The organism is Phycicoccus sp. 3266, from assembly GCF_031456495.1.
Classification (GTDB): Bacteria; Actinomycetota; Actinomycetes; order Actinomycetales; family Dermatophilaceae; genus Pedococcus.
In genome coordinates this window covers 329,577-356,572 of sequence record NZ_JAVDUW010000002.1, presented here as the reverse complement: position 1 = coordinate 356,572, position 26,996 = coordinate 329,577, and the positions used below count along the sequence as shown (strand labels likewise).

The 26,996-nt window shown below is 71.8% G+C and carries 30 protein-coding genes and 3 tRNA genes; 7 read left to right on the top strand and 26 right to left on the bottom strand.

Features of this window, described 5'->3' with window-relative positions; genetic code table 11:
* Positions 1 to 6: 6 nt before the first annotated feature.
* Genes J2X64_RS11500 through J2X64_RS11450 form a run of 11 tightly spaced genes read right to left on the bottom strand, consistent with a single transcriptional unit; the run spans position 7 to position 10,978 of the window.
* A complete protein-coding gene (locus tag J2X64_RS11500) occupies positions 7 to 744 on the bottom strand; it encodes a hypothetical protein (RefSeq protein ID WP_310154120.1) in 738 nt (245 codons plus the stop codon).
* Complete coding sequence (locus J2X64_RS11495; protein ID WP_310154117.1) at positions 728 to 1,318, bottom strand: hypothetical protein; 591 nt, start codon at positions 1,316 to 1,318, stop codon at positions 728 to 730. The genes J2X64_RS11500 and J2X64_RS11495 overlap by 17 nt, the downstream gene beginning before the upstream one ends.
* Positions 1,315 to 2,583, bottom strand: coding sequence for an MlaD family protein (locus J2X64_RS11490; RefSeq protein WP_310154116.1), 1,269 nt, complete (start codon positions 2,581 to 2,583; stop codon positions 1,315 to 1,317). Before J2X64_RS11490 ends, J2X64_RS11495 begins: the two co-directional genes overlap by 4 nt.
* Positions 2,580 to 3,776: an MCE family protein gene (locus J2X64_RS11485; protein WP_310154113.1), complete on the bottom strand. Its 1,197-nt coding sequence runs from the start codon at positions 3,774 to 3,776 to the stop codon at positions 2,580 to 2,582. Before J2X64_RS11485 ends, J2X64_RS11490 begins: the two co-directional genes overlap by 4 nt.
* Positions 3,773 to 5,023: an MCE family protein gene (locus J2X64_RS11480; RefSeq protein ID WP_310154110.1), complete on the bottom strand. Its 1,251-nt coding sequence runs from the start codon at positions 5,021 to 5,023 to the stop codon at positions 3,773 to 3,775. The genes J2X64_RS11485 and J2X64_RS11480 overlap by 4 nt, the downstream gene beginning before the upstream one ends.
* Positions 5,023 to 6,000 carry an MCE family protein gene (locus J2X64_RS11475; RefSeq protein WP_310154107.1) on the bottom strand — a complete coding sequence of 326 codons (978 nt, stop codon included), beginning with the start codon at positions 5,998 to 6,000 and terminating at the stop codon, positions 5,023 to 5,025. The genes J2X64_RS11480 and J2X64_RS11475 overlap by 1 nt, the downstream gene beginning before the upstream one ends.
* Complete coding sequence (locus J2X64_RS11470) at positions 5,997 to 7,043, bottom strand: MlaD family protein (RefSeq protein WP_310154102.1); 1,047 nt, start codon at positions 7,041 to 7,043, stop codon at positions 5,997 to 5,999. Before J2X64_RS11470 ends, J2X64_RS11475 begins: the two co-directional genes overlap by 4 nt.
* Positions 7,040 to 8,383, bottom strand: a complete 1,344-nt coding sequence (locus J2X64_RS11465) for an MCE family protein (protein WP_310154098.1) — start codon at positions 8,381 to 8,383, stop codon at positions 7,040 to 7,042. The genes J2X64_RS11470 and J2X64_RS11465 overlap by 4 nt, the downstream gene beginning before the upstream one ends.
* Before the next feature lie 3 nt (positions 8,384 to 8,386).
* Positions 8,387 to 9,214 carry an ABC transporter permease gene (locus J2X64_RS11460; RefSeq protein ID WP_310154096.1) on the bottom strand — a complete coding sequence of 276 codons (828 nt, stop codon included), beginning with the start codon at positions 9,212 to 9,214 and terminating at the stop codon, positions 8,387 to 8,389.
* Positions 9,215 to 9,227: 13 nt separating this feature from the next.
* Positions 9,228 to 9,998, bottom strand: a complete 771-nt coding sequence (locus tag J2X64_RS11455) for an ABC transporter permease (protein ID WP_310154092.1) — start codon at positions 9,996 to 9,998, stop codon at positions 9,228 to 9,230.
* On the bottom strand, positions 9,995 to 10,978 hold the full coding sequence (locus tag J2X64_RS11450; RefSeq protein WP_310154089.1) for an ABC transporter ATP-binding protein: 984 nt from the start codon (positions 10,976 to 10,978) through the stop codon (positions 9,995 to 9,997). Before J2X64_RS11450 ends, J2X64_RS11455 begins: the two co-directional genes overlap by 4 nt.
* Positions 10,979 to 11,145: 167 nt before the next feature.
* Between J2X64_RS11450 and J2X64_RS11445 the strand changes: the two genes are divergently transcribed.
* Complete coding sequence (locus J2X64_RS11445; RefSeq protein ID WP_310154086.1) at positions 11,146 to 11,556, top strand: hypothetical protein; 411 nt, start codon at positions 11,146 to 11,148, stop codon at positions 11,554 to 11,556.
* A gap of 94 nt (positions 11,557 to 11,650) precedes the next feature.
* On the opposite strand, the gene rplL is transcribed toward J2X64_RS11445, so the two are convergent.
* The 8 genes from rplL to J2X64_RS11405 form a co-directional block, all read right to left on the bottom strand.
* On the bottom strand, positions 11,651 to 12,040 hold the full coding sequence (gene rplL, locus J2X64_RS11440) for a 50S ribosomal protein L7/L12 (RefSeq protein WP_310154083.1): 390 nt from the start codon (positions 12,038 to 12,040) through the stop codon (positions 11,651 to 11,653).
* A 72-nt stretch (positions 12,041 to 12,112) separates the two neighbouring features.
* Entirely contained in the window at positions 12,113 to 12,754 is a 642-nt protein-coding gene (gene rplJ / locus J2X64_RS11435; RefSeq protein ID WP_310154080.1) for a 50S ribosomal protein L10, read from the bottom strand.
* A gap of 265 nt (positions 12,755 to 13,019) precedes the next feature.
* The gene (locus J2X64_RS11430) at positions 13,020 to 13,769 is read right to left on the bottom strand and encodes a hypothetical protein (RefSeq protein WP_310154077.1); all 750 of its coding nucleotides are present in this window, start codon (positions 13,767 to 13,769) and stop codon (positions 13,020 to 13,022) included.
* Between the two features lie 171 nt (positions 13,770 to 13,940).
* Positions 13,941 to 14,660, bottom strand: a complete 720-nt coding sequence (gene rplA, locus J2X64_RS11425; protein ID WP_310154075.1) for a 50S ribosomal protein L1 — start codon at positions 14,658 to 14,660, stop codon at positions 13,941 to 13,943.
* 106 nt (positions 14,661 to 14,766) lie between these two features.
* Positions 14,767 to 15,198, bottom strand: coding sequence for a 50S ribosomal protein L11 (gene rplK, locus J2X64_RS11420; protein WP_310154072.1), 432 nt, complete (start codon positions 15,196 to 15,198; stop codon positions 14,767 to 14,769).
* Between the two features lie 95 nt (positions 15,199 to 15,293).
* On the bottom strand, positions 15,294 to 16,157 hold the full coding sequence (gene nusG, locus J2X64_RS11415; protein ID WP_397444046.1) for a transcription termination/antitermination protein NusG: 864 nt from the start codon (positions 16,155 to 16,157) through the stop codon (positions 15,294 to 15,296).
* Between the two features lie 62 nt (positions 16,158 to 16,219).
* A complete protein-coding gene (gene secE, locus J2X64_RS11410; protein ID WP_310154069.1) occupies positions 16,220 to 16,489 on the bottom strand; it encodes a preprotein translocase subunit SecE in 270 nt (89 codons plus the stop codon).
* 61 nt (positions 16,490 to 16,550) lie between these two features.
* Positions 16,551 to 16,623: transfer RNA gene (locus tag J2X64_RS11405), tRNA-Trp, on the bottom strand.
* Between the two features lie 234 nt (positions 16,624 to 16,857).
* On the opposite strand from J2X64_RS11405, the gene J2X64_RS11400 reads away from it, so the two are divergent.
* The 5 genes from J2X64_RS11400 to J2X64_RS11380 all read left to right on the top strand — a co-directional run bounded on the left by J2X64_RS11400 (position 16,858) and on the right by J2X64_RS11380 (position 22,444).
* Entirely contained in the window at positions 16,858 to 18,168 is a 1,311-nt protein-coding gene (locus J2X64_RS11400; RefSeq protein ID WP_397444045.1) for an aminotransferase class I/II-fold pyridoxal phosphate-dependent enzyme, read from the top strand.
* Between the two features lie 138 nt (positions 18,169 to 18,306).
* Positions 18,307 to 18,804, top strand: a complete 498-nt coding sequence (locus tag J2X64_RS11395; protein ID WP_310154064.1) for a DUF5709 domain-containing protein — start codon at positions 18,307 to 18,309, stop codon at positions 18,802 to 18,804.
* Between the two features lie 98 nt (positions 18,805 to 18,902).
* The gene (locus J2X64_RS11390; RefSeq protein WP_310154061.1) at positions 18,903 to 20,390 is read left to right on the top strand and encodes an MFS transporter; all 1,488 of its coding nucleotides are present in this window, start codon (positions 18,903 to 18,905) and stop codon (positions 20,388 to 20,390) included.
* Positions 20,387 to 21,400 carry a hypothetical protein gene (locus tag J2X64_RS11385; RefSeq protein ID WP_310154058.1) on the top strand — a complete coding sequence of 338 codons (1,014 nt, stop codon included), beginning with the start codon at positions 20,387 to 20,389 and terminating at the stop codon, positions 21,398 to 21,400. Before J2X64_RS11390 ends, J2X64_RS11385 begins: the two co-directional genes overlap by 4 nt.
* A 21-nt stretch (positions 21,401 to 21,421) precedes the next feature.
* Positions 21,422 to 22,444 carry an adenosine deaminase gene (locus tag J2X64_RS11380; protein WP_310154055.1) on the top strand — a complete coding sequence of 341 codons (1,023 nt, stop codon included), beginning with the start codon at positions 21,422 to 21,424 and terminating at the stop codon, positions 22,442 to 22,444.
* Positions 22,445 to 22,460: 16 nt separating this feature from the next.
* Here J2X64_RS11380 and J2X64_RS11375 read toward each other — a convergent pair whose 3' ends face one another.
* The 7 genes from J2X64_RS11375 to J2X64_RS11345 all read right to left on the bottom strand — a co-directional run bounded on the left by J2X64_RS11375 (position 22,461) and on the right by J2X64_RS11345 (position 26,068).
* Positions 22,461 to 23,534, bottom strand: coding sequence for a UDP-N-acetylmuramate dehydrogenase (locus J2X64_RS11375; RefSeq protein WP_310154052.1), 1,074 nt, complete (start codon positions 23,532 to 23,534; stop codon positions 22,461 to 22,463).
* The gene (locus J2X64_RS11370; RefSeq protein WP_310154049.1) at positions 23,534 to 23,956 is read right to left on the bottom strand and encodes a MaoC/PaaZ C-terminal domain-containing protein; all 423 of its coding nucleotides are present in this window, start codon (positions 23,954 to 23,956) and stop codon (positions 23,534 to 23,536) included. Before J2X64_RS11370 ends, J2X64_RS11375 begins: the two co-directional genes overlap by 1 nt.
* A 2-nt stretch (positions 23,957 to 23,958) precedes the next feature.
* A complete protein-coding gene (locus J2X64_RS11365) occupies positions 23,959 to 24,405 on the bottom strand; it encodes a MaoC family dehydratase N-terminal domain-containing protein (RefSeq protein ID WP_310154045.1) in 447 nt (148 codons plus the stop codon).
* Between the two features lie 190 nt (positions 24,406 to 24,595).
* On the bottom strand, positions 24,596 to 24,766 hold the full coding sequence (gene rpmG, locus J2X64_RS11360) for a 50S ribosomal protein L33 (RefSeq protein ID WP_310154042.1): 171 nt from the start codon (positions 24,764 to 24,766) through the stop codon (positions 24,596 to 24,598).
* A gap of 116 nt (positions 24,767 to 24,882) precedes the next feature.
* Positions 24,883 to 24,956, bottom strand: a tRNA-Met gene (locus J2X64_RS11355).
* A 32-nt stretch (positions 24,957 to 24,988) separates the two neighbouring features.
* Positions 24,989 to 25,061: transfer RNA gene (locus J2X64_RS11350), tRNA-Thr, on the bottom strand.
* Positions 25,062 to 25,234: 173 nt separating this feature from the next.
* The gene (locus J2X64_RS11345) at positions 25,235 to 26,068 is read right to left on the bottom strand and encodes a LysR family transcriptional regulator (RefSeq protein WP_310154041.1); all 834 of its coding nucleotides are present in this window, start codon (positions 26,066 to 26,068) and stop codon (positions 25,235 to 25,237) included.
* Between the two features lie 108 nt (positions 26,069 to 26,176).
* Here J2X64_RS11345 and J2X64_RS11340 point away from each other — a divergent pair, with 108 nt between their 5' ends.
* Positions 26,177 to 26,992 carry an SDR family NAD(P)-dependent oxidoreductase gene (locus J2X64_RS11340; RefSeq protein ID WP_310154038.1) on the top strand — a complete coding sequence of 272 codons (816 nt, stop codon included), beginning with the start codon at positions 26,177 to 26,179 and terminating at the stop codon, positions 26,990 to 26,992.
* Positions 26,993 to 26,996: the final 4 nt, after the last annotated feature.

The window sequence follows — 26,996 nt, the reverse complement described above, 5'->3', positions numbered from 1 at the left end:
GCCGGGTCAGAAGGCGTCCACCTTGCTCACCAGCCAGCGGTCGCCGACCTTCGTCATGGTCGCGATCACCCGGTTCTGGTCGACCACGGGCTGCTTCTGGTCGGCCCCGACCCGGGCCTGGTTGACGAACGCGAGGACCTTCACGGTGGTCGGCGAAGAGCTCATGACGCCCACGTCGGAGACCTTGGCCTGCACGACGGTCTGGTTCTTGACCGCCATCGGCTTGATCGTCTTGTCCATGGCGCTGGTGAACTCGCCCTTGAAGGACCCCGTCAGCAGGCCCTCGACCTGGGCGGCCTGCCCGTCGATCGTCTTGTAGTTGTAGCTGAGCAGCTGCTCGACGGAGGTCCTGGCCTGGCTGGCCGCGGCCCGGTCGGCCCGGTCCTGGGCGCCGCCGTCCTGCAGGGCCAGGCCCAGCACGACGCCGAGGGCGGCAAGGCTCGCCACCAGAACGAGCACGGGCGCCACCCAGCGGCGCCGTCCGTGGGACGGGGTCACCGCGGCCGTCGAGGACGCCGTGGTCGCCTCCGGGCGTGCTGCCCGAGCCGGCGCCGCCTGCGCCGGTGCAGCCTGTGCCGGTGCCGCCTGCCTGCGCGGCTTCTGCGCAGCAGGAGCCGGGGCCGGCGTCGACGGCGCCTCGCGCGCCTGCGAGGAGGCCGGGACCGCTGCCTGGGGGCGCGAGCGGCCCCGCTCCCCCGCGATCCGGCGCCGCGCGGCCGTCCTGGAGTCACCCGACGAACTCAAGGTTCTCCACCTTCCACGTGTCGCCGACCTTCCGCAGGTCCAGGCGCATCCGGTATGTCTTGGTCTCGCCGGCCGGCACCGCCGTGTTCTTCGTCGGCGCGACGACGCCGACGAGGGCGACGGCCGAGTCGCGGTCGCCCGAGACCAGCGCGGCCTCGGAGCGCTGCACCGTGGAGACCGTCTGGTTGGCGACGAGGACCTTCTTCAGCTCGTCGACCGACGCGGAGTAGCTCTTGAGGAACTCCCCCGTCGCCCCGGCCCGCACGCGCGCGGTGTCCGCGTCGACCTTCTGGTAGTCGACCGTGACGAAGTTGATGGCGAGCTGGCGCGCCGCCGCCGTCGCCGCGGCGTGCGCCTGGTCGGTCTGCCGCGCGGCATACCACTCGCGGCCCGAGGTGGCCGCGAGCACGACGGCTGCGACCAGGACCACGGCGGCGAGCAGCCACACGTGCCTGGGGGTGAGGTTCAGGGCCTTCGGCCCGGTGCGGGGGTTGGTGTCCGTGCTCGGCTCGGGCGCGGGGTCGCGCTCGGTCGCCGTCACCGCCCTCCCGGCGTGGGTGGTGAACGTGGTCATCGAGCAGCCTCCTTCATGATCCACAGCCACGAGGGGTCGGAGCCGCCGTCCGTGGGGGGCGTGGGGACCGACACCTGTGGCGTCGGGATGCCCAACGAGGCAGCCATCCCCGGGGATACGGGCTGGTCGCCGAAAGCCAGCGGCACGGCGGAGCCCGTGCTCGAGGAGGGGCCGGGGGCGTTCTGGGCCCCGCGCACCGTGGTGCCCGAGCCCCGGGGCGCGGTGCAGCGCGCGGACGTGTTCGCCTTGCCGCCGGACGTGTCGGTCGGGGAGCGCCGCTTGGTGCCGCCGTAGCCCTGGGTGCAGACCGGCGGGCTCTGTGCGAGCGCGAGCCCGAAGTGCGCGGTGCCGTCGCCCGGCACGACGGTGTACCCGCCCGCCACGACGTCGGGGTAGGTGACCAGCAGCTGCTGGATGCCGTCGACCCGGGAGGTGGTCACCTGCCCGATGGTGATGAGGTTGGCCAGGAGGGTGGCGAGGTTGCCCTGGTTGTCGCGGATGAGGGTCTGAAGCTCCTGCGAGGCGACGGCCCCGCGGTCGAGGACCAGGCGCAGGTCACCGTCGGAGGACTTGAGGGTGGCCGTGAGGTCGGCGAAGTCCGACGCGAACGTCTTGACCTGCCCGGAGGTGTCGCGCTGGGTGTCCAGCACGATCCGTCCGTCGTCGAGGAGCTTGACCGTCTGCGGGAGGGCCTCGGTGGCGGAGCGAGTCAGGCGGTCGCCGCTGTCGAGCAGGCGCTGCAGGTCGGTGCCGCCGTCGGCGAAGCCCTTGCCGAGCTCGTCGACGACGACCTGCAGGTCACGCTTGTCGACCGAGTTGACCGTGTGGTCGAGGTGCAGCAGGAGGTTGTCGACCCGCAGGGGGTAGCCGGTGTCCTGGCGCGGGACGGTGTCCCCGTCCTTGAGGTCGGGGCCCGAGCCGGTGCGGGGCTGGAAGTCGAGGTACTGCTCGCCCACGGCGGAGCGGTTCTCGACCACGACCCGGGTGTCCTTGGGGATCTCCACCCCGCGGTTGATCCGGGCGTCGACGAGCACGCCGTCCCTGGACAGCCGCAGCCGCTCGACCCGGCCCACGGTCACCCCGCGGTAGGACACCTCGGAGCCGACGAAGATGCCGCCGGACTGCTCGAAGTCGGCCGAGATGCGGTACTGGCCACCCGCGACCCGGTCGTACAGGCCGACGTACTTGGCCGACAGCACCGACACGGTGAGCAGGGTGATCATCAGGAACGCGAACAGCTGGACCTTGACCCCTCGGCGGATCATCCGGCACCTCCCGAGCACAGGATCGGGATCGAGCACACGGGCGTCGTGGGGGTGCTGGACGGCGTCGGGGCGGGAAGGCTGGGCAGGCCGCCGGTGGGCAGGGTGCCGGTGGGCAGCGGGATCGGCAGACCGAGGCCGCCGCCACCGCCGCCCGAGCCGCCGCCGGAGCCGCTGCCCGAGCCGCTGGACAGGTTGCCGGCAAGGTCCTTGAGGTTGAGGTCGAGGTCGGCCGACATGTTGGTGAAGTCGCCCTTCATGGCCGCCGTGGTGCCGTCCGAGAACGGGTAGGTCAGCAGCAGCTGCATCGACTTCGGCAGGGCGTCGCCCGCCTTGGTGAGCTGGCTGAGGATCGGCTGCAGGGCCTTGAGGTTGGCCGCGGTGTCGGCCTTGCTCTGGGAGATGACCCGGGTGCCGACGTCGCCGAGGCGGCTGAGGGCCTGGAGCATCTGCACGAGCTGCTGGCGCTGGTCGGCCAGGACCTTCAGGCCCTTGGGCATCGACTCCAGGGCTTTGGCCAGGTCGTCCTTCTGCGCCTCGAGCTTGGCGGCCAGCTTGTCGATGTTGTCGATGGCCCGGACGATCTCGGCCTTCTGCTGGTCCAGGCCGCCGACGAAGGTGTCGAGCTGCTTGATGACGTCGCGGATCTGGGTCTGGTTGCCCCGCATGGCGTTGTTCAGCTCGGTCTCGATGGTCTTGAGCTGGGCGACGCCACCGCCGTTGAGCAGCAGCGACATCGCCGACAGCACCTCCTCGACCTCGGGGTTGCGCCCCGTGCGGTCGATCGGGATGTTGTCGCCGTCGCGCAGGCGGCCCTCCGGTGCGGCCCCGGTGGGCGGTGCGAGCTCGACGTACTTCTCGCCGAGCAGCGAGGTCTGCTTGAGCTCGGCGACGGCGTTGTCGGGCAGGTCCACGGACTTGGGGATGCGCAGGGTGACCCGGGCGGTCCACCCGTTGAGCTCGATCTTCTCGACCGACCCGACGGTGACCTGGTCGACCTTGACCGAGGACTGCGGCACGAGGTCGAGGACGTCGGCGAACTCGGCGGTCACACGGATGACGTCGCCGTGCTGGGCGGCGCCGCCGGGCAGCGGCAGGTCGAACGCGCCCTGGCAGCCGCTCACGGACACCACCGCGGCACCCACGGCGAGCGCCACGAGCGCCCGGCGGCGCGGCATACGGGACGGGGTCGTCATCGTGCACCTCCCAGGAGGCCGCCCAGGGTCGGGTCGGCACCGTTGACCACGACGGCGGGGGCGGCGGACGACGCGGCGGCGCCGGTCGCGGTCCCGCCCTGCGGGATCGCGGACAGCAGGTTGACCGGCAGCTTCACCCCGGCGCCCGAGAGCTGGCCCAGCAGGTCCTCGACCGGCTTGAGCGCCTTCTTGGCCTGCGAGCAGATGGCAGCGGCGCGCGGGTTGTTGCTCGCCTCGACGAGGCTGCACACCAGGTTGTCGAGCTTGAGGTTCTCGTTGATGTTGGCGCGGGTGTCGAGGGTGCCGGTCGCGGGGTTGTAGGCGTTCTGCAGGTTGCTGATGGCGACCGGGGCGTTGGTGAGGGTCTCGGCGAGCGCGTCGCGCTGCTTGGCGACGGTGCCGGTGACCGAGGCCAGCTGGTCGAGGTTGGTGGTCAGCGCGGCCCGGTTGTCGTGGACGAACGAGCTCACCTCGCTCAGGGCGACCGCGAGGTTCTTCAGGGCGGCGGCGAGGTCGTCGCGCTCCCCGTCGAGCTGCTGGGAGACCGTGGCGAGGTCGGCGTTGAGCCGGCGCACCTGGTCGTCGTTGGTCGCCAGCATCGTCGTGAAGGTCTGCAGGTTCTTCACCGTCCCGAACAGGTCGTTGCGGCCGCCGGAGAGGGTCTCGAGCGCCTTGGACAGGTCGTGGTTGGTGTCGTGCAGCTTCTGGCCCTGGCCGTCGAGGTTGGCCGCGCCGGTCCTGAGCACCTCCGAGAAGGCACCGTTCTTGTTCGCCCCGTCGGGACCGAGGGCGACGAGCAGGTCGTCCAGGCTCTGGGAGATCCGGTCGAGCTCGACGGGGACCGCGGTGCGGTCGAGCGGGATCGTCGCGCCGTCCTTCATGACCGGACCCGCGTGGTATGCCGGGAGCAGCTGCACGTAGCGGTCGCTCACCAGCGACGGGGCCACGACCGCGGCCTGGGCGTCGGCCGGCACCTTGTACCTGCGGTCGAACTCGAACCGGACCCGCACCTTGTCCCCCATGGGCGTGACCTCGGTGACCTTGCCGACCTGGACGCCGAGGATGCGGACGTCGGAACCGGGGAAGAGGCCGACGGCGCGGGTGAACTCCCCCGTCACGTGGACCGCGTCCTGGCGCGGCCAGAACGCGTACGCACCGGCGGCGAGGGCCACGACGGCGAGGGCGGCGACGAGCTTGCCCACCAGCCCCACGCGGGGCAGGCGCGGCAGCGAGTGACGACGGGCCATCAGTTGCCACCTCCGGGCGCGGCGACGGGGGTCGTGAGGTTCGCGATGTAGGTGTCGAACCAGCGGCCGTTGCCGAGGACGTTCGCGAAGAGCCGCGTGAACGGCGCCATCGCGGCGATCGTGTCGCTGAGGTCCTGCTCGTGCTTCTGCAGCGTGGCCAGGACCTTGGTGAGCTGGTCGAGGGCCGGCTTGAGCTCGGCCCGGTTGTCCCGGACCAGGCCGGTGATCTGCTGGGCCATGGCGGAGGTGTTGGTGAAGAGCGTGTGGATGGCGTCCTTGCGGGCGTTGAGCTCCACCATGAGCAGGTCGGCGTTCTTGATGATCGACTCGACCGCCTTGTTCCGCTGGGCGACCGTGCCGCTGACGCTGTTGGCCGAGGCGAGCAGCTGCTTGAGCTGGGCGTCGCGCGAGGCGATGGTGCGCGAGAGCCGGCCGAGGCCGTCGAGCGCGGCCCGGACGTCGGCGGGGCTGTCCTTGAACTCGGTGGCCAGCGTGGTCAGCGACTTCGCCAGCTCGTCGGTGTCGATCCGCTCGCTGGTCGTCGCCAGGTCGGTGAAGGCGTTGACGATGTCGTAGGAGGAGACCGTGCGGTCGAGCGGGATCTGCGAGTCGGCCCTGAGCTGGCCGGTCCCGCCGGGCTCGAGGGCGAGGTACTTCTGCCCCAGGAGGGTCTTCATCCGCACCGAGGCGCCGGTCTGGGTGCCGAACTTCACCGGCTCGGTGACCTTGAAGTCGACCACGACGTGGTCGCCGGCGAGGTCGACCTTCTCCACCTTGCCCACCTTGACGCCGGCGATGCGGACGTCGTCGCCCTTGAGCAGGCCGCCGGCCTCGGAGAAGGCCGCGCTGTAGTGCCGGCCGCCGCCGAGCAGGGGCAGGTTGCCGATGTTGAACGCCAGGACGAGCAGGACGGCGATGACGGTCAGCCCGGCGGCCCCGATGGGGACCGGGTTGCGCTCACGGAAGGGGATGCTCACTTGCACCTCGCAGCGGAGAGTGCGGCCGGCTTCTCCAGGGGCACCTTGACGGCGGGCAGCCCCGGTCCCGCCGAGGGGATGACGACCGAGCCGCTGAAGTCGCACATGTAGAAGTTGAACCAGGAGCCGTACGTCGCGGTCCGGGTGATCGTGTTGATCTTGCCCGGGGAGGTCGAGAGGAACTTCTCGAACGCTGCGGTGTTGGACGGCTTGTTGAGGTTCTGGCCCAGCGCCCGCAACTGCGAGACGTCGTCCTTGATCGACGGGCGCGTGACCTGGAGCAGGTCCGCGGTCTGGGCGGTGAGCGAGTTGATGTTGGTCAACGAGGCCCCGATGGTCTTGCGGTCGGCCGCCAGCCCGGAGACGAACCGCTGGAGCTGGTCGATGAGCTCCTTGAGGGCGGCGTCGTGGGCGTCGACGGTGCCGAGCACGGCGTTGAGGTTGTCGATGGTGCGGCCGATCACGGCGTCGCGGTCGGCGAGCGTGGAGGTCAGGGACGCCGTCTTGGCCAGCAGCGAGTTGATGTTGCCGCCCTCGCCCTGCAGGACGCTGATGATGTTGGACGACAGCTCGTTGACGTCCTTGGGCGACAGGGCCGCGAAGAGCGGCTTGAACCCGTTGAACAGCGTCGTCAGGTCCAGGGCCGACTGCGTGTGGTCGAGCCCGATGCGCGCGCCGTCCTTCAGGGGCGTGGCTCCCCCGACCTCCTGGGTGAGGGCGATGTAGCGCTCCCCGACGAGGTTGCGGTACTTGATCGTGGCCTTGGTGCCGGCGGTGAGGACGCTCGTCTTGAGCACGTCGAAGGTGACGTCGGCGTGGATGCGGTCCTTGTCCACGGCGATGGCCTTGACCTCGCCGACGCGCACACCGGCGATCCGGACCTCCTGGCCTGCGGCGAGGCCGGTGACGTCCTGGAAGACCGCGTGGTACGTGTTCTTGTCGCCGAACTGGGTGTTGGCGATCGTCGCCGCGAGCGTCCCGGTCGCGAGCAGGGTGGCGACGACGAAGACGATGAACTTCACGAGACTGGCACGGGTGCTCATCGCTGGCTCACCACCGATCCGCGGAGCATGGGGCCGGCGAGCAGGGTGGTGATCGCCGTGGAGCCGCTGGTGCGCTGTGCGCCGAGCAGGGCGGAGACGAGTGCCTGCTCCTGCTCGGTCCCGGCGAGGCCGGCGTCCGGGTCGGGTATGCCGACGCCGGAGGTCCCGGCGAACATGCCCGGCAGCGCGCTGCCGGCGCTGGACCCGGAGGCCGAGGTGCCGTCGGCGAAGTGGATGCCCTTGCGCGGGTTCGCCTGGCTGCCGTAGTGGTCGGGCAGGCCGTAGCAGGTCGGGCCGCGGTGCTCGCCCCAGCGGGGCTCCTCCCCAGGGCGGTACCCCTGACGCTGCGGGGTGGTCTCGACGGTGATGTGGAAGGTCGCGTCGCGCCAGGCCTGGTCGATGCGGGGGATCCAGTTGGTGAGGGCCTGCGCCATGCAGGGGTACTCCGGCGAGTAGCGGGCGAAGAGCTCGAGGCTGGGGCGGCTGACCTGCCCGACGCGGATGATGCGGTCACCGTTCGCGTCGAGGAAGTCGGCGGTCGTGTTCGCGAAGCCGGCCGTCCCGGCCAGGAAGCCCGCCAGCTGGTCCTTCTTCGTCACGATCGTCGTGTTCGTCGTGATCAGGTTCGTCGCCGCCCGCACCAGGTCCGGCGCCGCCACGGCATACGTGCTCGCCAGGTCCGCCAGCCCGCTGATGTCCGCCTTGATCACCGGCATCTTCGGGTTCAGAGCCTTGAAGTAGTCGTCCACCAGCACCAGGTTCTGGCCCAGCCGCGTCCCCCTGCCCTCCAGCGCCGACGCCAGCGCGTTCAGGGTCGTCGCCAGCTTGTCGGGACGCACCGTCCGCAGCAGCGGCAACAGGTCGTCGAACACCTTCTCCAGCTCGATCGCCACGCTCGTGCGGTCCTGCCGGATCGTGTCCCCGGACTCGAGGTGCCGCGCCGGACTGCCCGCCTGCGGCGAGACCAGGTCGACGTAGCGCTCGCCGAACAGCGTCTTGGGCAGCAGCCGCGCGGAGACGTCGGCCGGGATCAGGTCGACCGTCGAGGGGTCGAGCGCAAGCACCAGGCGCGCGCCCTTGCCCGTCGTCTCGACCTTGCGCACCTCGCCCACGATCAGCCCCCGCAGCTTGACGTCGGAGGACGCCTGCAGCTGGGAGCCGACCCGGTCGGTGAGGAGGGTGACGGTCACGACGGGGGTGAAGCGCTTCTGGAAGGAGGCCACGGACAGGCCGACGAGCAGGAGCACGACCACGACGAAGCCGACGCCGTACGCGCGGTTGCCCAGGCGCGACATCCAGCCGCGCGCGGGTCCCACGCCGTCCTCGGGGTGCTGCGACATCTGCTACCCCGCGATCCGGACGGTCGTGGTGGCGCCCCACACGGCGAGGGAGAAGAAGAAGTCCACGATGTTGATGGCCACGATCGAGGTCCGCACGGCCTTGCCGACCGCCACGCCGACGCCGGCCGGGCCGCCGGACGCGGTGTAGCCGTAGTAGCAGTGGATCAGGATGATCACGACCGCGAAGACCATGACCTTGAGGAAGGAGTAGAGGACGTCGATCGGCGGCAGGAACAGGTGGAAGTAGTGGTCGTACGTGCCCGCCGACTGCCCGAAGTAGTGGACGACGATGAAGCGGGTCGCGCCGTAGGAGGAGAGCAGGCCGAGCACGTACAGCGGCACCACGGCCACGAAGCCGGCGATCATGCGGGTCGTCACGAGGAACGGCAGCGACGGGATGCCCATGACCTCGAGGGCGTCGACCTCCTCCGAGATCCGCATGGCGCCGAGCTGGGCGGTGAAGCCGCAGCCCACCGTGGCGGCGAGCGCCAGGCCAGCGACCAGCGGGGCGATCTCACGGGTGTTGAGGTAGGCCGAGACGAAGCCGGTGAACGCGCCCGTGCCGAGCTGGTTGAGGGAGGAGTACCCCTGCAGGCCGACCTGGCTGCCGGTGAAGAAGGCGAGAAAGGCGATGACGCCGACGGTGCCGCCGATGACGGACAGGGCACCGGAGCCGAGGGAGACCTCGGCGAGCAGCCGGATGACCTCCTTCTTGTAGCGGCGGAGGGTGCGCGGGCTCCAGGCGAGGGAGCGCACGTAGAAGCGCATCTGCTCGCCCAGGCTGTCGAGCGCCCGGCCGGGGCGACCCGCGAGGTCCATGACCTTGCTCATTCCGGCACCTCCTTCAGATCTTCTGGGGGACGACTTGGAAGTAGACGGCGCTGGCGACGAAGTTCACGACGAACAGGAACATGAAGGTGATGACCACGCTCTGGTTCACCGCGTCGCCGACACCCTTCGGGCCGCCGCCCGCGGTGAGGCCCTTGTAGGAGGCGACGACGGCGGCGATGAAGCCGAAGATCACCGCCTTGATCTCGGAGGTCCACAGGTCGGCGAGCTGGGCCAGCGCCGTGAACGAGGCGATGTACGCGCCGGGCGTGCCGCCCTGGATGATCACGTTGAAGAAGTAGCCGCCCGCCACACCGACGACCGACACCAGGCCGTTGAGGAGCAGGGCCACGAGCATCGCGGCGAGCACGCGCGGGACGACGAGCCGCTGGATCGGGCTGATGCCCAGCACCTCCATGGCGTCGATCTCCTCGCGGATCTTGCGCGAGCCGAGGTCGGCGCAGATCGCCGAGCCGCCGGCGCCGGCGATGAGCAGCGCGGTCACGATCGGGGAAGCCTCACGGATGACGGCGAGCACGGAGGCAGCGCCGGTGAAGGACTGCGCGCCCAGCTGGCGGGTCAGCGTGCCGAGCTGGAGGGCGATGACGGCGCCGAACGGGATCGAGACGAGCGCGGTCGGCACGATCGTCACCGAGGCGATGAACCAGCACTGCTGGATGAACTCCTTGGCCTGGAACGGCCGACGGGGCAGCGCACGCACCACGTCGAGGACGAGCGCGAAGAGCGAGCCGCTCTGCCGCAGCGCACCCGTGAGCGGGTTGCTCATGACAGGGCCTCTTCGGGCTGCGTGGCACGGGGCGTGGTCAGGCCGGCGTGGTGCGACTCGAACGAACCGGGAGGCGGCGTGACGCCGTTGGCGCGGCACCACTCCCCCGCCGGGCGCTCACCGCGGCGCGGCGAGCCGTCGCTGGTGCGCAGCTGCAGCGGGATCGGGGGCAGGGGCGGCAGCTCCTGGCCGGACTCGGCGGCCAGCTCGTCGGCGTCCTTCTCCTCGGACATGCCGATGGGGCCGATGGTCTGGGCGTTGAGGAACTGGCGCACGACCGGCTCCTCCGAGCTCAGCAGCATCTCGCGCGGCCCGAACATGGCGAGGTGCTTGTGGTAGAGCAGGCCGATGTTGTCGGGCACGGTGCGCGTGGAGTTGATGTCGTGCGTGACGATGAGGAACGTCGCCTCGATCTGGGCGTTGAGGTCGATGAAGAGCTGGTTGATGTAGCTCGTGCGCACCGGGTCGAGGCCCGAGTCGGGCTCGTCGATGAGCAGGATCTCGGGGTCGAGCACCAGGGCCCGCGCCAGGCCGGCGCGCTTGCGCATACCGCCGGAGATCTCGCCGGGCAGCTTGCCCTCGGCGCCTTGGAGGCCGACCAGCTCCATCTTCTCGAGCACGATGTTCCGGATCTCGGTCTCGGACTTCTTCGTGTGCTCGCGCAGCGGGAACGCCACGTTGTCGAACAGGTTCATCGAGCCGAAGAGCGCACCGTCCTGGAACAGCACGCCGAAGAGCTTGCGCACCTCGTACAGGTCGTGCTCGCGCAGCCGGGTGAGGTCCTGGCCCTGGATCCAGATCGAGCCGGCGTCGGGCTTGAGCAGGCCCACGAGGGTCTTGAGGAAGACGGACTTGCCCGTGCCCGAGGGGCCGAGCATGACGGAGATCTCGCCTGCAGGGAGGGTCAGCGTGACGTCGTTCCAGATCAGCTGCGACCCGAATCGCTTGGTCAGGCCCACGACCTTGATCTCTGTGCCCACGTCTCACCTCGTCGTGAAAATGCATGCCCGATGAGGGCCCCGGTTCGCACAGCACAACGAGTCGGGCCGTCGCAGGTTACGGCCCGGTAGCGAAGGCCGCATGTCGGACGAAGCGGCCGTTGGGGACTCCCCCGGCGGGAAGCGCGCGGGTCGGGGATGCTCGTCCCATGGCCGACGACACGTTGCGGTGGGACATCCGCTCCCCCGTGCCGCGCTGGCTGCGGGTGGCCTCGTGCCTGGTGCCGCTCGTCGCGGTGGCCGGCCTGGTCGCGGACGTGGTCCGCGGTCTGCCGCAGGGACGGGTCGTGGGCCAGGTGGTGTGGGTGCTGCTCACCGGCAGCGCGGCATACCTCGCCAACCGGCGGCAGGAGGTGGTCGTCGACGCCACCGGCATACGCATGCCGCTGCGCCGTCCGGTCGCATGGGCGGACGTCGACCACGTGGAGCAACCGGGGCCGTGGGACTCGGTGGTCCGGGTCGTCGCGCCCGACGGCAGCGTGCGCCCCACCGGGCTGCCGTCGCGGTTCGCCCAGGACGTGGCCCGCATCGGCGACAAGCCCCTGCGCCGCCAGGCGTAGGGACAACGCAAACACACGGGGACGCACGAAGGCGGGCCCGACCGTGGTCGGACCCGCCTTCGCGGAGTTCGTGCTCCCTAGAGGGAGCGCGAGGTCACTTGAGGGTGACGGTGGCCCCGGCGCCCTCGAGGGCCTCCTTGGCCTTGTCGGCAGCAGCCTTGTCGACCTTCTCCAGGACCGGCTTCGGAGCGCCGTCGACGAGGTCCTTGGCCTCCTTCAGGCCGAGGGAGGTCAGCGCGCGGACCTCCTTGATGACCTGGATCTTCTTGTCGCCAGCGGACTCGAGGATGACGTCGAACTCGTCCTGCTCCTCGGCGGCGGCGGCCTCGCCGCCACCGGCGGGGGCGCCGGCAGCCGCGACGGCAACCGGGGCCGCAGCGGTGACGTTGAAGGTGTCCTCGAACTGCTTCACGAACTCGGAGAGCTCGATGAGGGTCATCTCCTTGAAGGCCTCAAGGAGCTCGTCGGTGGAGAGCTTCGCCATGGTGGGCGTCCTTTCTTCTCTTACTTCGTATGCCGTGAGTGGCGGTTTGGTTGGTGAGCGGGCCCCGGGGGGTCAGCTCTCGTCGCCACCCTCGGCGACGTCTGCGGTGGCCTCGGCCGCGGGGGCCTCGGCGGGGGTCTCCGGAGCGTCGGCCGCGGGGGCCTCGGCAGCCTCGGTGCCAGCGGCGGCCACGGGGCCCTCCGCCTCGACCTTGGCCCGCAGCGCGTCGACGACCCGAGCGGTCTGCGACAGCGGCGCGGCGAAGAGGTAGACAGCCTGGCTGAGCGACGCCTGGAGGGCACCGGCCAGCTTGGCCAGGAGGACCTCGCGGGACTCGAGGTCCGCGAGCTTGGTGATCTCCTCGGGAGACAGGGCCTTGCCGTCGAGGACGCCGCCCTTGATCACGAGGAGGGGGTTCGCCTTGGCGAAGTCACGCAGGCCCTTGGCGGCCTCGACCGGGTCGCCATCGACGAAGGCGATGGCGGAGGGGCCGACGAGCTGGCCGTCGAAGGCCGTGACTCCGGCCTCCTTGGCGGCGAGCTCGGTGAGCGTGTTCTTCACGACGGCGAAGGTGGCGTTCCCGCGCAGCGAGTTCCGCAGGTCGGTGATCTGCTTCACCGACAGCCCGCGGTACTCGGTCAGCACGGCCGCGCCGGAGTTGCGGAACCTGTCCGACAGCTCGGCGATGGCGGCAGCCTTGTCAGCCTTGGCCATGGGGCCTCCCTTCCGTGGTGTGTGACCGCCCGGGTCCGGCTCCCACATGAAGAAAGCCCCGGCGCAGGGCACGGGGCTCACGGCATACCGACGAAGCGGTATCTCGGTGTTTCCGGCCTGCGCTGGCGCCCACCTCAGGTGGGACCTTCGGTCTCCGTGCCGGGCACGGCGACAACCAAGCGGTCTCTGGTCAGCGCCCAGAGTACGCGGCGGGGGCCGCAGCGACCAAATCGCTGCGGCCCCCGCCACCCGGGACGGGTCGCGCTCAGCCGGTGGGGAGCTTGAAGGTGCCCACCTGGTCGGCCGGCGGCGCGGTGATCGTGGACTTCTTGCCCCAGTCGGAGAAGGTGATCTTCAGCGTCTGGCCCTGGACCTGCGTGGTCATGAGGGTGGGGCGGTCCTGCTTGTCCAGCGTGTAGTGCGCGGTCACGGGCGCGACCGACGGGGCCGCCGTCGAGCCGCCCGTGCCACCGAGCAGCTTGGTGGGGTCGATGGTGACCTCGTACTCGGTCGTGTCGCCGGAGGTGCCCACGACCTTGGCCTTGGTCCCCTGCAGCGCCTTGGCGAACTGGCGCGGGTCGTTGTCCTGTCCGCCCAGGCCGGCGAACATCTTGCTCACCGGGTCGTCGGCCTTGGGGTCGATCTTGACCCACGGCTTGTCCGTGCCGGGCAGGCCCTTCATGTAGATGACGCCGCCGAGCGAGACCACCTCGAGCTTCTCGCCCTGGATCTCCATGGTCATCTGCTGCTCCATCGAGCTGTCCTTCATGACGAAGCTGCCGCTGGCCTTGCCCTGGCCACCGAAGTCCATCGCCATCGAGCCGGAGCCGGCCGCCACCATGGCGTCGGTCATCCGCTTGGCGAGGGCGGCTCCGTCGACGGAGTCGCCGGACTTCACCGCCGCGGGCGAGGAGCTCTTCGCCGCGGTGCCCGAGCCCGAGTCGGTGGCGCTGCCGCAGCCGGCGAGCCCGAGTGCCGCCGCCAGCGCGGCAGCGGCGATCGTCGTGCGCTTCATGGGTCCCCCTCGGTCGACCGCGTGCGGCGGTGCGTCTGGTTTCCGGGGGTTCGTCCCCCCGCGTTCCGCACCCACCCTACGGCCTGCCCCGGACGAGGAAGGTCGGGGATGCCGCGAGCCCGCCACCTCGAGGAGGTGGCGGGCTCGCGGTCGGCGCGGGGACGCGGGGGCTCAGGCCTCCGCGTTCTCCTCGCTGAGCAGGTTGCGGGTGCGGGTGTAGTCCAGCGGGATGCCCGGGCCCATCGTGGTGCTCATCGTGGCCTTGAGGATGTAGCGGCCCTTGGAGGCGGACGGCTTGAGCCGCAGGACCTCCTCGAGCGCGGTCGCGTAGTTCTCGACCAGCGACTTCTCGTCGAACGAGGCCTTGCCGATGATGAAGTGGAGGTTCGCGTGCTTGTCGACGCGGAACTCGATCTTGCCGCCCTTGATGTCGGAGACGGCCTTGGCGGTGTCCATGGTGACGGTGCCGGTCTTCGGGTTCGGCATGAGGCCGCGCGGGCCGAGGACCTTGCCGAGGCGACCGACCTTGCCCATCATGTCGGGGGTCGCGACGACGGCGTCGAAGTCGAGCCAGCCGCCGGAGACCTTCTCGATCATGTCGTCGGAACCGACGAAGTCGGCGCCGGCCTCACGGGCGGCCTCGGCCTTGTCGCCGTTGGCGAAGACCAGGACGCGGGCGGTCTTGCCCGTGCCGTGCGGCAGGTTGACGGTGCCACGGACCATCTGGTCGGCCTTGCGCGGGTCGACACCGAGTCGCATCGCGACCTCGACGGTCTCGTCGTACTTGGCCTTGGCGGCACCCTTGGCGAGGCGGACGGCCTCGAGCGGGGCGTAGGACTTCGCGGCGTCGATCGTCTCGGCGGCCGCGCGGTAGGCCTTGCTGCGCTTCATGTTCTGCTCCTGTTGTCTGTACTGCGGTTGGAGTTGTGGTCAGTCGGACCAGCGCTGGTCCTGCCACGGGGTCCGGTGTGCCGCTGGGGCGGCACACCGGGAGACCTCACAGGGAGGTGTCGATGCCCATGGAACGGGCGGTGCCGGCGATGATCTTCATCGCCTGCTCGACGTCGTTGGCGTTGAGGTCTTCCATCTTCTGCTCGGCGATGGCGCGGACCTGGTCGGCCGTGAGGGAGGCGACCTTGGTCTTGTGCGGCTCGCCGGAGCCCTTCGGCACGCCAGCGGCCTTCTTGATCAGCTCGGCGGCCGGCGGCGTCTTGGTGATGAAGGTGAAGGAGCGGTCCTCGTAGACCGTGATCTCCACCGGGATGACGTTGCCGCGCTGGGACTCCGTCGCAGCGTTGTACGCCTTGACGAACTCCATGATGTTGACGCCGTGCTGACCGAGGGCGGGACCCACGGGCGGAGCCGGGGTGGCCGCACCGGCCTGGATCTGCAGCTTGATGAAGCCGGAGACCTTCTTCTTGGGAGGCATGTCTGTTCCTTCTGTGGTGGTGGGCCGACGCCGTGGGCGATGACCCGGTTGCAGGCCCGGGAGACCGTGCGGTCACCCCGGGGTGTGCCGTCCGGTCAGATCTTGGCGACCTGGTTGAACGACAGCTCGACCGGGGTCTCCCGGCCGAAGATCGAGACGAGCACCTTGAGCTTCTGGGTGTCGGGGTTGATCTCGGAGATCGTCGCCGGGAGGGTCTCGAAGGGGCCCTCCATGACCGTGACGGACTCGCCGACCTCGAAGTCGACGACCGCGACCTCGCGGGGCTTGCCGGCGGCGGCACCCGTGCCGGTCGCACCGGCGGCGGCCTGCTCGGCACCGAGGTCGGACGGCGCCAGCATGGTGAAGACCTCGTCGAGGCTCAGCGGCACCGGCTGGTGGGCGTTGCCGACGAAGCCGGTGACGCCGGGGGTGTGCCGGACGGCGCCCCACGACTCGTCGGTGAGGTCCATGCGGACCAGGACGTACCCGGGCATCCGGACACGGCGGACCAGCTTCTTCTGGCCGTTCTTGATCTCGGTGACCTCCTCCATCGGCACCTCGGCCTGGAAGATGTAGTCCTCCATGTTGAGGGAGGTCGTGCGGTTCTCGAGGTTGGCCTTCACGCGGTTCTCGTAGCCGGCGTAGGAGTGCACGACGTACCACTCGCCGAACTGGCTGGCGAGCATGTCCTTGAACTCCTGCACGGGGTCGCCGGCCGGTGCGTCGACGGGCTCTGCGACCGCGGCCGCCTCGGGCGCGTCGCCCGGCTCCTCCACGAGCTCGGCGTCGTCGGCAGGGGCGGCCTCGACCTGCTCGTCGACGGTCACGGGGGCGTCGTCAGTGGTCTCGGGCTCGGCGGACTCGCCGGCGAGGCCGTCCTCGAGCTCGAGGGACGTACCGTCGACCGAGGTCAACTCCGTCTCGGGCTCGGCGTTCTCGGTGGTCCACTGGTCGGACACGCTGATGACCTACTTCCTTCTGGGAGACCCGGGGGAACCGGGCACGTGCGGCAGGGCGGCGACTAGCCGCCGAAGACCCACAGGACGAGCTTGGTGAAGCCGAAGTCGATCGACGACACCAGCGCCATGATCACCGTCACGAACACGATCACGACGATCGTGTAGTTGACGAGCTCGGAGCGCGTCGGCCGGACGACCTTGCGCAGCTCGTCGAGGATCTGGCTGACGAACAGCGACACCGCCCGGAAGAACCGCGACACCGGGTTGCCGCCCTTGCCGCCCTTGCGGCTGGTACGACCGGAGCCGCGGGTGCCCGCGCTCACATCCGTCACGACGTCTGCTCTCCCTGGGGTGTGCCGCGCCGCCGGCTGACGTCACGGGTCCTGCTGTGCGCAGGGCAGGAGGGACTCGAACCCCCAACCGCCGGTTTTGGAGACCGGTGCTCTACCAATTGAGCCACTGCCCTACGGGAGCGCCGGTGGGGCGGTGCTCCCGCTGGCCGACGCCGACCGGGTTCCGGGCACGCCGGAAGCATGGTCGAAGTCAACCGAGGAGCAAGCATACGTGAGGCGCGGGGCCGAACGCGAACTCGCCCCGGGCCGCCCCAGTCCTGCGCCACGAGCGGGGAGCAGCCCCGGACCGCACCCGCAGGTGACCGGCGTCCGGACGCCGCCGCGCGGCATACGGGGCCTCTGGGACCATGGGGCACGTGACCGAGCAGAGCACCCCCACCGCCACCCCCCTCGCCGAGCGCTCGCAGGACGAGCTCGACACGTTCGCGCAGGAGCAGCAGGCAGCGTACGACGCCCTGGTGCAGCGCGGCCTGAGCCTGGACCTCACCCGCGGCAAGCCGGCCAGCACCCAGCTCGACCTCGCCGACGGCCTGCTGTCCCTCCCCCACGGCACGACCGACGCCGCCGGCGTCGACACCCGCAACTACGGCGGGCTCGAGGGGATCCGCGAGCTGCGCGAGATCTTCGCCGAGCTGTTGTGGGTCTCCCCCGAGCAGGTCGTGGCGGGCGGCAACTCCTCGCTGACGATGATGCGCGAGGTGCTGGTCGACCTGTGGCTGCACGGCGCCGTCGACGGCGAGCGCCCGTGGGGCACGGAGGAGAAGGTCCGCTTCATCTGCCCCGTCCCCGGGTACGACCGGCACTTCACGCTGCTCGACTGGTTCGGCATCGAGATGGTGACCGTGCCCATGCACGAGGACGGCCCGGACGCCGAGGCGATCGCCGAGCTCGCGGCCAAGGACCCCAGCATCAAGGGCATGTGGGTCGTCCCGACCTACGCCAACCCCACCGGCTCGGTCGTCACCCAAGAGGTGGCGGCGCGGCTGGCGTCGATGGAGACGGCCGCGCCGGACTTCAAGATCTTCTGGGACAACGCGTACGCCTTCCACCACCTCACGCAGGACGAGGCCAAGAGCGCGGACATTCTCAGCCTCGCCGCGGCGGCCGGGCACCCGCACCGCCCCGTCATGTTCGCCTCCACCTCCAAGATCACGTATGCCGGCGCCGGAGTCGCCTTCCTCGCGGGGTCGGTGGAGACGGTGAAGTGGTACACCGGCCACCTCGGCAAGGGGGCGATCGGGCCCGACAAGGTCAACCAGCTGCGGCACGCCCAGTTCTTCGGCTCCGCCCAGGGCGTGCGCGACCACATGGTCAAGCACCGCGAGATCATCGCCCCCAAGTTCGCCGAGGTCGACCGCATCCTCGACGAGCGCCTCGGCGGCCTCGGGGTGGCCGAGTGGACGCACCCGACCGGCGGGTACTTCGTCAGCCTCGACGTCCTCGACGGCACCGCCGCCCGCGTGGTCGAGCTGGCCAAGGCGGCCGGCATCGCGCTGACGCCGGCCGGGTCCTCGTTCCCGCACGGCGACGACCCGCGCGACCGCAACATCCGGCTGGCGCCGACCTTCCCACCGCTCGAGCAGGTCACCGCGGCTATGGAGGCCGTGACCACCTGCGTCCTGCTGGCGAGCGCCGAGAAGCTGCGCTCGCGGGCCTGAGGCCGGGACGCCCACCTGGAGGGGCGGTCAACGGTTCCTCGCCCTGCGGGGAGGGACCGCTCGCCGCCCCTTCGTCGTCGGGACCGACGGGACCTTCTGCTGGTTGCGAGGTGCCCCCTGCTGGCGTTGGCTTGTCCCATGAGCGACCAGCCAGGAGTGGAGAGCATCGAGGACGACGCGACCGGCAGCTACAGCGTCGACGACGCCGTGGACGCGGGCATGGGACAGGGCGAGCTGCTCGACACCAGCGAGGGCGACAACGAGCCCTGGTCGCCCCCGGACATGCAGCCGCGGGGCACCGAGTGGGGCACCACGGCGGCCGAGCAGGAGCAGGGCGAGTCCCTCGAGCAGCGGATCATGCAGGAGGAGCCCGACCCGGCGAGCGCCTACGGCGCCCCGGACAACGAGTCGGGGCTCGACGAGGACCCGCGGGACCGCGTCGGCGGCGACGACCCCGACTCGATCGCGGCCGAGGACGACTTCGTCGGTGACGCCGAGGTCGGCGACGTCGCCGCCGGTGAGCTCGTCGAGCAGGACGAGGGCGTGCGCGAGGACACCGAGAAGGACATGGACGCCAGCGAGGCGGGCTTCGCCGAGGGCCCCGAGGAGACCGCGATCCACATCGTCGAGGACTGACCCCGGCGGGGCCGGGAATGTACCCGAACCCGGCCCACCTGTGAATCCCCGCGAGGACGATTTCTCGCGGGGATTCACGTTCCTAGACTTCCCGCCACGTGGCGCCGGTCGGCGCGCCCGTGACCGGGGAGGGGCAGGTGTACCTCAGCGAGCGCCCACGGACGCAGTCCGGGCCGCAGGCGCCTGCGGCTGACCGCGGCGACGAGCCGCGCGGGGACGGGCGGAGCGGAGGTCGGCCGGCCGGGGACCGGCGGAGCGAGGGCCGGCGGAGCGAGGGCTGGCGGCCCGGGGACCGGCGGCGCGGTGTCGGCAGCACGGTGGTGCTGCTGGGGCTCGTCAGCCTGCTGACCGACGTCTCCTCGGAGTCGGTGTCGGCCGTCCTGCCGCTCTACCTCACCGCGGTGCTGGGCCTCTCCCCGCTCGCCTACGGCTTCGTCGACGGCCTCTACCAGGGCGTGAGCGCGCTCGTGCGGATCCTGGGCGGCTGGCTCTCGGACCGGGCCGACCGCCCCAAGTGGGTGGCGTTCGCCGGCTACGGGCTGTCCGCCGTGACCAAGGTGTTCCTCCTGCTGGCGCAGGGGCTCGGGGCCGTGACGACCGTCATCACGCTCGACCGGCTGGGCAAGGGGCTGCGGACGGCGCCGCGGGACGCGATCATCGCGGCGTCGACACCGGAGCACGCGCTGGGGCGAGCCTTCGGGGTGCACCGGGCGCTCGACACCACGGGCGCGGCGATCGGCCCGCTGATGGCGTTCGCGATCCTGTGGTTCGTCCCGGGCGACTACCGCGGGGTGTTCCTCGCCTCGCTGGCCGCCGCAGTCCTCGGGCTGGCGCTGCTCGGTCTGATGGTGCCCGACCTGCGACCGCGCCGCCGGGCGGCAGCCGCACGGACGGCGTCCGCCGGACTACCCGGCGCCGACCCCGACGACACCGCCCCGGGACCCGCTCCACGAGAGGCTCCAGGACCCGCTCCCCTGGTGACCCCGTCGTGGCGGTCGTTGCGGGACCGCTCGTTCGGGCGCGTGGTGCTCGCCTCCGGGGTGCTCGGCGTGCTCACGATCAGTGACGGGTTCCTCTACCTGTCGCTGCAGCAGCGTGACTCGTTCGCCGCGACGTGGTTCCCGTTGCTCTTCGTCGGCACCAACGTCGCCTACCTCGCCCTGGCGGTGCCGTTCGGCCGGCTCTCCGACCGGCTCGGCCGCGCCCGGGTGCTCGTCGGAGGGCACGTCCTGCTCGTGGGTGCGTACCTCCTCGCGGCGCTGCCCACGGGCGGCCTCGGGCTGACCCTCGCCTGCCTCGTGGCGCTCGGTGCGTTCTACGCGGCGACCGACGGGGTGCTCGCGGCCCTGACCTCCCAGCTGGTACCGGCCGGCGCGCGGGCCCGCGGCATCGCGACCGCCCAGACCGTGCAGGCGCTGGCCCGGTTCGGCTCCTCCCTGGTCTTCGGGGCACTGTGGACCGGGCTGGGGCGTGGCCCGGCGGTGGTCGCCGTCGCGGTCGCCCTCGCCGTGGCGGTCCTGGCCTGCGGCTGGCTGCTGCGCGGGCTGGGCAGCAGCACCCCCGCGGCGGCCGAGGTGGCCGCGTGAGCACCCGCGCCCGCCTCGCGGTGCTCCTCGCCCTGGCCGTGGTGCTGGTCGGCGGCACCGCGGCATACCTCGTGGGGTCCCGCGACGCGCAGCTGACGGCGGCGCGCGCGGCGCCCGCCCAGGCCACCGTCGCGGCGGCGAGCGTGGCCTCGGGCCCGCGGATCGTCTTCCGGAACACCGCGATCGGACCTGACTACGGGCGCGTGGCCATGGTGCCGCTGTCCGCCCCCGGCGGCCCGCGGGCGATCACCGGCACATCGTGCGACCGCGTGTTCGCGGCGTCCGGCCACACGCTCTGCCTCGCGTCCGAGACCGGCATGGTCGCCGGCTACTCGGCGCGGGTCTGGGCCGACGCCGGGGGGCCGAAGCTGGACCTGCCCCTCACCGGGACCCCGAGCCGGGCCCGGCTGTCCGACGACGCGAGGTTCGCGGCGACGACCAGCTTCGTGGCCGGCGACTCCTACTCCTCCGCGCACTTCTCGACCCGCACCGTCGTCACCGAGCTCGCCACCGGGAAGTCGGTCGACCTCGAGGCCTTCCGGCTGGTCCACCGGGGCCGCGCCATCACCCCGGCGGACCGCAACTTCTGGGGCGTGACGTTCGCCGCCGACGACGACCACTTCTACGTGACGGTGCAGTTCTCCGGCACGACGTGGCTCACGTCCGGCCAGCTGTCGACCCGCACCGTGCGGACCGTCCGCTCGGACGCCGAGTGCCCCTCGCTGTCCCCGGACGGGACGAAGGTGGCGTACAAGAAGCGCGGCGACCGGCGCCCGGGCGACTGGCGCCTGGCCGTCATGGACGTCGCGACGGGGCGCGAGACGGTGCTCGCGGAGCAGCACTCGGTCGACGACCAGGTTGAGTGGCTCGACGACGCGACGATCCTCTACGGGCTGCCGGGCGAGGGCACGGCCGCGGCCGAGAGCAACGTGTGGGCCGTCCCCGCCGACGGCACCGGCTCACCGAGGATGCTCATCGCGAAGGCGTGGTCCCCCGCCGTCGTCCGCTGACCAGGTGCAAGACTGCACGCCATGTCGCGAGCGGTGGTGGACCTGCCCAAGGCGCACCTCCACCTGCACTTCACGGGGTCGATGCGGGTCACGACGGTGCACGAGCTCGCGGCCCGGCACGGCATCCGGCTGCCCGACGCGCTGACGAGCGACTACCCGCCGCGGCTGAGCGCCCGCGACGAGCGCGGCTGGTTCCGGTTCCAGCGGCTCTACGACGCGGCGCGGGCCTGCGTCCGCGACGAGTCCGACCTGCGCCGGATCGTGCGCGAGGCCGCGGAGGACGACGCCGCCGAGGGCTCCCGCTGGCTGGAGATCCAGGTGGACCCCACGTCGTACGCCCCGTTCGTCGGCGGCATCACGCCGGCGCTGGAGATCGTCCTCGACGAGGCCCGGTCGGCCTCCGCCGCCGGTCCCACCGGCGTCGCCGTCGTCGTGGCCGCCAGCCGCATCCGGCACCCGCTCGACGCCCGGACCCTGGCGCGGTTGGCGGCGCGGTATGCCGGTGAGGGACCGGGCGAGGTCGTGGGCTTCGGGCTCAGCAACGACGAGCGCCGGGGCGTGACCGAGGAGTTCGCGCCGGCCTTCGAGATCGCCCGTCGCGCGGGCCTCGCGCTCGTGCCGCACTCCGGGGAGCTGCTCGGGCCGACGGCCGTGGAGACGACCCTGGAGTCGATCCGGCCCGACCGCATCGGGCACGGAGTGCGGGCGGTCGAGGACCCGCGGGTCCTCGAGCTCGTCGCGGAGTCGGGCGTGGCCCTGGAGGTCTGCCCGCACAGCAACGTCGCCCTCGGCGTCTACGGCAGTGCGCAGGACGTGCCGCTGCGAACGATCGTCGAGCACGGCATACCGGTCGCGCTGGGCGCGGACGACCCCCTGCTGTTCGGCTCCCGGCTGGCACCGCAGTACGAGTCCGCGCGCGCGGACCTCGGGTTCTCCGACGAGGAGCTGGCGGCCCTGGCCCGGGGCTCCTGGCGCGCCTCGCGGGCACCGGAGGACGTGCGCAAGCAGGCCCTCGAGGGGATCGAGTCCTGGCTGGCGGGCTGAGGTCCCGGCCGGCGCGTCAGAGGCTGGTGCCGACGAGGACCGGCTCGTTGACGAGGGTCACGCCGAAGGCGGCGTCGACCCCGTCGCGCAGCTCACGCGCCAGCGCGACGACGTCCCGGGCGGTGGCGTCGCCCCGGTTCGTGACGGCCAGGGTGTGCTTGGTGGACAGGGCGGCCGGCCCGGGCATGCGGTGGCCCTTGCCGAAGCCCGCGTGCTCGATGAGCCAGGCCGCGGAGGTCTTGACGTCGCCCTCGGCGTCGGCGAACCGGGGTGGCCTCGGGCCGTCGGGCCCCAGCCGCTCGGCCGCCCGGCGCTCGAGCTCCTCGAACCGCTGCGGCGACAGGATCGGGTTGGTGAAGAACGATCCGCACGACCAGGTGTCGTGGTCGTCCTCGTCGAGGACCATCCCGCGGCGGCGGCGCTGGGCCAGCACCGCCTCGCGGGCGTCCGCGAGCGGGACGCGGTCGCCCACCTCGACACCGAGCTGGCGGGCGAGGTCGGCGTACGCCACGGGCCGGCTGAGCTCGCTGGGCACCAGCTGGAACAGGACGTCGAGGACGACGTACCGGTCGGTGGCCTTGAAGACGGAGTGCCGGTAGGTGAAGGCGCAGTCGGCGTTGGCGACGGTGCGGACCACCTGGTCGCGCCGGTCCCACACCCGCACCGAGGCGATCGTCTGCGCGACCTCCTGGCCGTAGGCGCCGACGTTCTGCACCGGCGTCGCCCCGGTGCCGCCGGGGATGCCCGACAGCGCCTCGATGCCGGCCCAGCCCTCGGCGACGGCCCGGGCGACGAGGTCGTCCCAGGGCACGCCTGCCGCGACGCGCACCATGACGCCGCCGCACAGGTCGGCGGACTCGACCGTGATGCCGTCGGTCGCGACCCGCAGGACGGTGCCGGCGAAGCCCTCGTCGGCCACGACGACGTTGGACCCGCCGGTGAGGACCAGCAGGGGCTCGTCGGCGTCGTCGACCTCGCGCGCGGTGTCGACGACCTCGTCGGTCGTCTCTGCGGTGACCAGCCGGGCGGCCGGGCCGCCGACGCGCATGGTGGTCAGGGGCGCGATGGGCGCGTCGTGCTCCTCGCGCATCAGGCGAGTGCCACCACCGCGAGGCACCGGCCGAGCGCCTTGGTGCCCTCGGCGGTCACGGTCAGCTCCACCGTGGCCCGGCGGGACTCCTCGTCGAGGGACTTCACGGTGCCGGACACCTCGAGGTCGGCGCCGTCGCGGGGGACGACGACCATCGAGGTGAAGCGGGTGCCGAACTCGACCACGCGGCCGCCGTCACCCACCCACTCCTCGAGCACGGCACCGGCGGCGCCCATGGTCCACATGCCGTGGGCGATGACGTCGGGCAGGCCCACCGAGCGGGCGAAGTCCTCGTCCTGGTGGATGGGGTTCTGGTCGCCGGAGGCGTTGGCGTAGGCCACGAGGGTGTCGCGGCCGACGTGCACCGTCGTGGGGCCGAAGGTGTCCCCGGCGGTCACGTCGTCGAAGCGGCGGACGGCCATGCTCACTCCCCTCCCCGGACGACGATGGTGGAGGTCGACGTGCACAGGGCCTCGCCGTCCTGCGTCGCGAGCTCGGTGCGGGTGGTGACCATCGAGTGACCGCCGGCCTGGCGGATCGAGTCGACGGTGAGCGTGCCCACGACCGAGTCGCCGGCGGTGATGGGCCGGTGGTGCACGAACTTCTGCTCGCCGTGGACCACGCGGCTGTAGTCGATGCCCGCCTCGGGGTCGGCGACGTACTGGCGGTCCACCTGCTGGGCGATGCTCACCGCGAAGGTGGGCGGCGCGATGACGTCGCGGTAGCCCGCGGCCCTGGCGGCCTCGGCGGAGGAGTGCACCGGGTCGTGCGAGCCGACCGCCTCGGCGAAGGCCGTGAGCATCGCCGCGTCCACGGCATACGGGCCACTGGGCGGGTAGGTGCGCCCCAGAAAATCTGCGTTGACGGCCATGGCGCCCACTCTAGGGGCGGGCCCGGACGGGCACCGACCCAGCCCACAGCCGCGCCCCGGGGACGACGAAGCCGCCCGGCGGACGGGTGGGCCCAGGAGCACGTGGCGGCCGCCGCCCCGGGGACGACGAAGCCGCCCGGCGGACGGGTGGGTCCGGGGCGGCTTCGGGGTGCGCCTGTCGGCGCGCTGCTCAGCGGGTCTCGCGGTGCAGGGTGTGCTTGCCGTCGCGAGGGCAGAACTTCTTCATCTCCAAGCGGTCGGGGTTGTTCCGACGGTTCTTCTTGGTGATGTAGTTGCGCTCCTTGCAGTCCACGCACGCCAGGGTGATCTTGGGGCGGACGTCTGCGCTCTTGCTAGCCACGGGGCAACCTGCTCTCGAAACTGACGGTGTCTGAAACTCGTGTGATCGGCCGCGGTCGACGCGGCAGCGACACATCAGGGTACGCGACCTCGGGCCGAAACCTGAAATCGCAGTTGTAGCGGGAGCGGGGCTCGATCCCGCGACCTCACGATTATGAGTCGTGCGCTCTAACCAGCTGAGCTACCCCGCCTCGGGGTTCGACGCCCTGCGGCGCCGGACCAGAGCCCCCTGTCGGAATCGAACCGACGACCTTTTCCTTACCATGGAAACGCTCTGCCGACTGAGCTAAGGGGGCCTGCCCATCGTGCGCAGGCGTGGCCTGCGCGGAAGTGCGACGGTGAGACTACAGGGTGAGCCCGCCGGGAGTGAAATCGACTGCCACGACAGCCGGCAGGGTCGCTGCCAGCGGTGCGAGGGCGGCTCCGGAGGCCGGTCCTGCGAGGGTGGCGGGCCCCCGGCGCGGGCGGTTCACAGCCTCGTCGCGGTGCGCACGAGAGCGGCCAGCGACAGCGAGGTGCTGTGCGGCGGCCAGGCGATGACGGTCGTCACCCGCGGCGCGTCCACGACGGGCACCACGGCGTGCTCCGACCCGAGCTGGAGCCGGACCGACTCGGGCAGCACCGCGCTGGCCCGCCCCAGGCCGACGAGCTGGAAGAGCTCGGTCGAGCCGTGGATCCCGACATCCGGGCCCGCACCGGCAGGAGCGGGGAAGCGCAGCGGTGCGTCGGTCAGCGCCTCCACCTCCGACAGCTCGACCCGGTCCCGACTCGAGAGCGGGTGGCCCGCGGGCAGGACGGCGACCTGGCCCTCGTCCTGCAGCACCTCGGTGTCGAGGCCGGCCGTGGAGTCGAACGGCAGGTGCAGCAGCGCCACGTCGGCGCGGCCGTCACGCAGGATGCCCTCCTGCTCGCCGGGGCCGCAGAGCAGGAGGTGCACGGGGACGGCGCCGGGCTCGGCGGCATACGCGTCGAGCAGCTTGGCCAGCAGCTCGACCGAGGCGCCGGCCTTGGTGACGAGGACGAGGCCGGGCCGACCGTCGGCGCCGGCGGCCCGACGGGTGCGCCGCTCGGCGGCGGAGACGGCCGCGAGCGCCGCCCGCCCCTCGCGCAGCAGCACCTCCCCGGCCGGGGTCAGGGCCACTCCCCTGCTCGATCGCTCGAGCAGGGTGGCACCGAGCCGGCGCTCGAGGCGCTGAACCGCCCGGGAGAGAGGGGGCTGGGCCATGCCCAGCCGCTGGGCCGCGCGTCCGAAGTGCAGCTCCTCGGCGACGGCGACGAAGTACTGCAGCTCCCGCGTCTCCACCTGCGCCACGGTAGACCGCACACTGGGCCCCGGGCGATACCCGCCGGGTATCGCCGGCGACCGAACCGGTGTTGGCCGTGGCCGCCGGCGCGCGCCGAGGGTGGGGGCATGACACGAAGCACCAACGAAGCCACCAGCCACGCCACGACGACCAGCAGCACCGCGCCCGACGCCGAGAGGGCGGCCGCGAGCCGGCCGACCACCGCCCTGGTCACCGGCGCGAACAAGGGCATCGGCTACGAGATCGCCGCGGGCCTGGGCGCCCTCGGCTGGAGCGTCGGCGTCGGCGCGCGTGACGACGCCCGGCGCGAGGCCGCCGTGCAGCGGCTCCGGGACGCCGGGTACGACGCCTTCGGCGTGCCCCTCGACGTCACTGACGACGACAGCGTCGCGGCGGCGGCCGCGCTGCTCGAGGAGCGGGGCGGCCTCGACGTCCTCGTCAACAACGCCGGCATCACCGGCGGGATGCCGCAGCTGCCCAGCGAGGTGAGCGTCGAGCAGCTGCGCCGGGTCCTCGACGTCAACGTGTTCGGGGTCGTCCGCACGACCGGGGCTTTCCTGCCCCAGCTCCGGCGCTCCGCCCACCCGCGGGTGGTCAACATGTCGAGCGGGGTGGGCAGCCTCACCCGGCAGGCGGCGACCAGCGACCCGCTGGCGACCGGCCCGGTCTCGGGCGCCTACTCCCCGTCGAAGACCTACCTCAACGCCGTCACGCTGCAGCTCGTCAAGGAGCTCGCCCAGCGCGGCGAGCAGCGCATCCTCGTCAACCTCGCCTGCCCGGGCTTCGTCGCGACGGACCTCAACGACTTCGCCGGCGTCCGCAGCCCGCAGGAGGGTGCTCAGGTCGCGATCCGGCTGGCGACCCTGCCCGACGACGGCCCGACGGGCGGCTACTTCGAGGACGCCGGCCCGATCCCCTGGTGAGCCG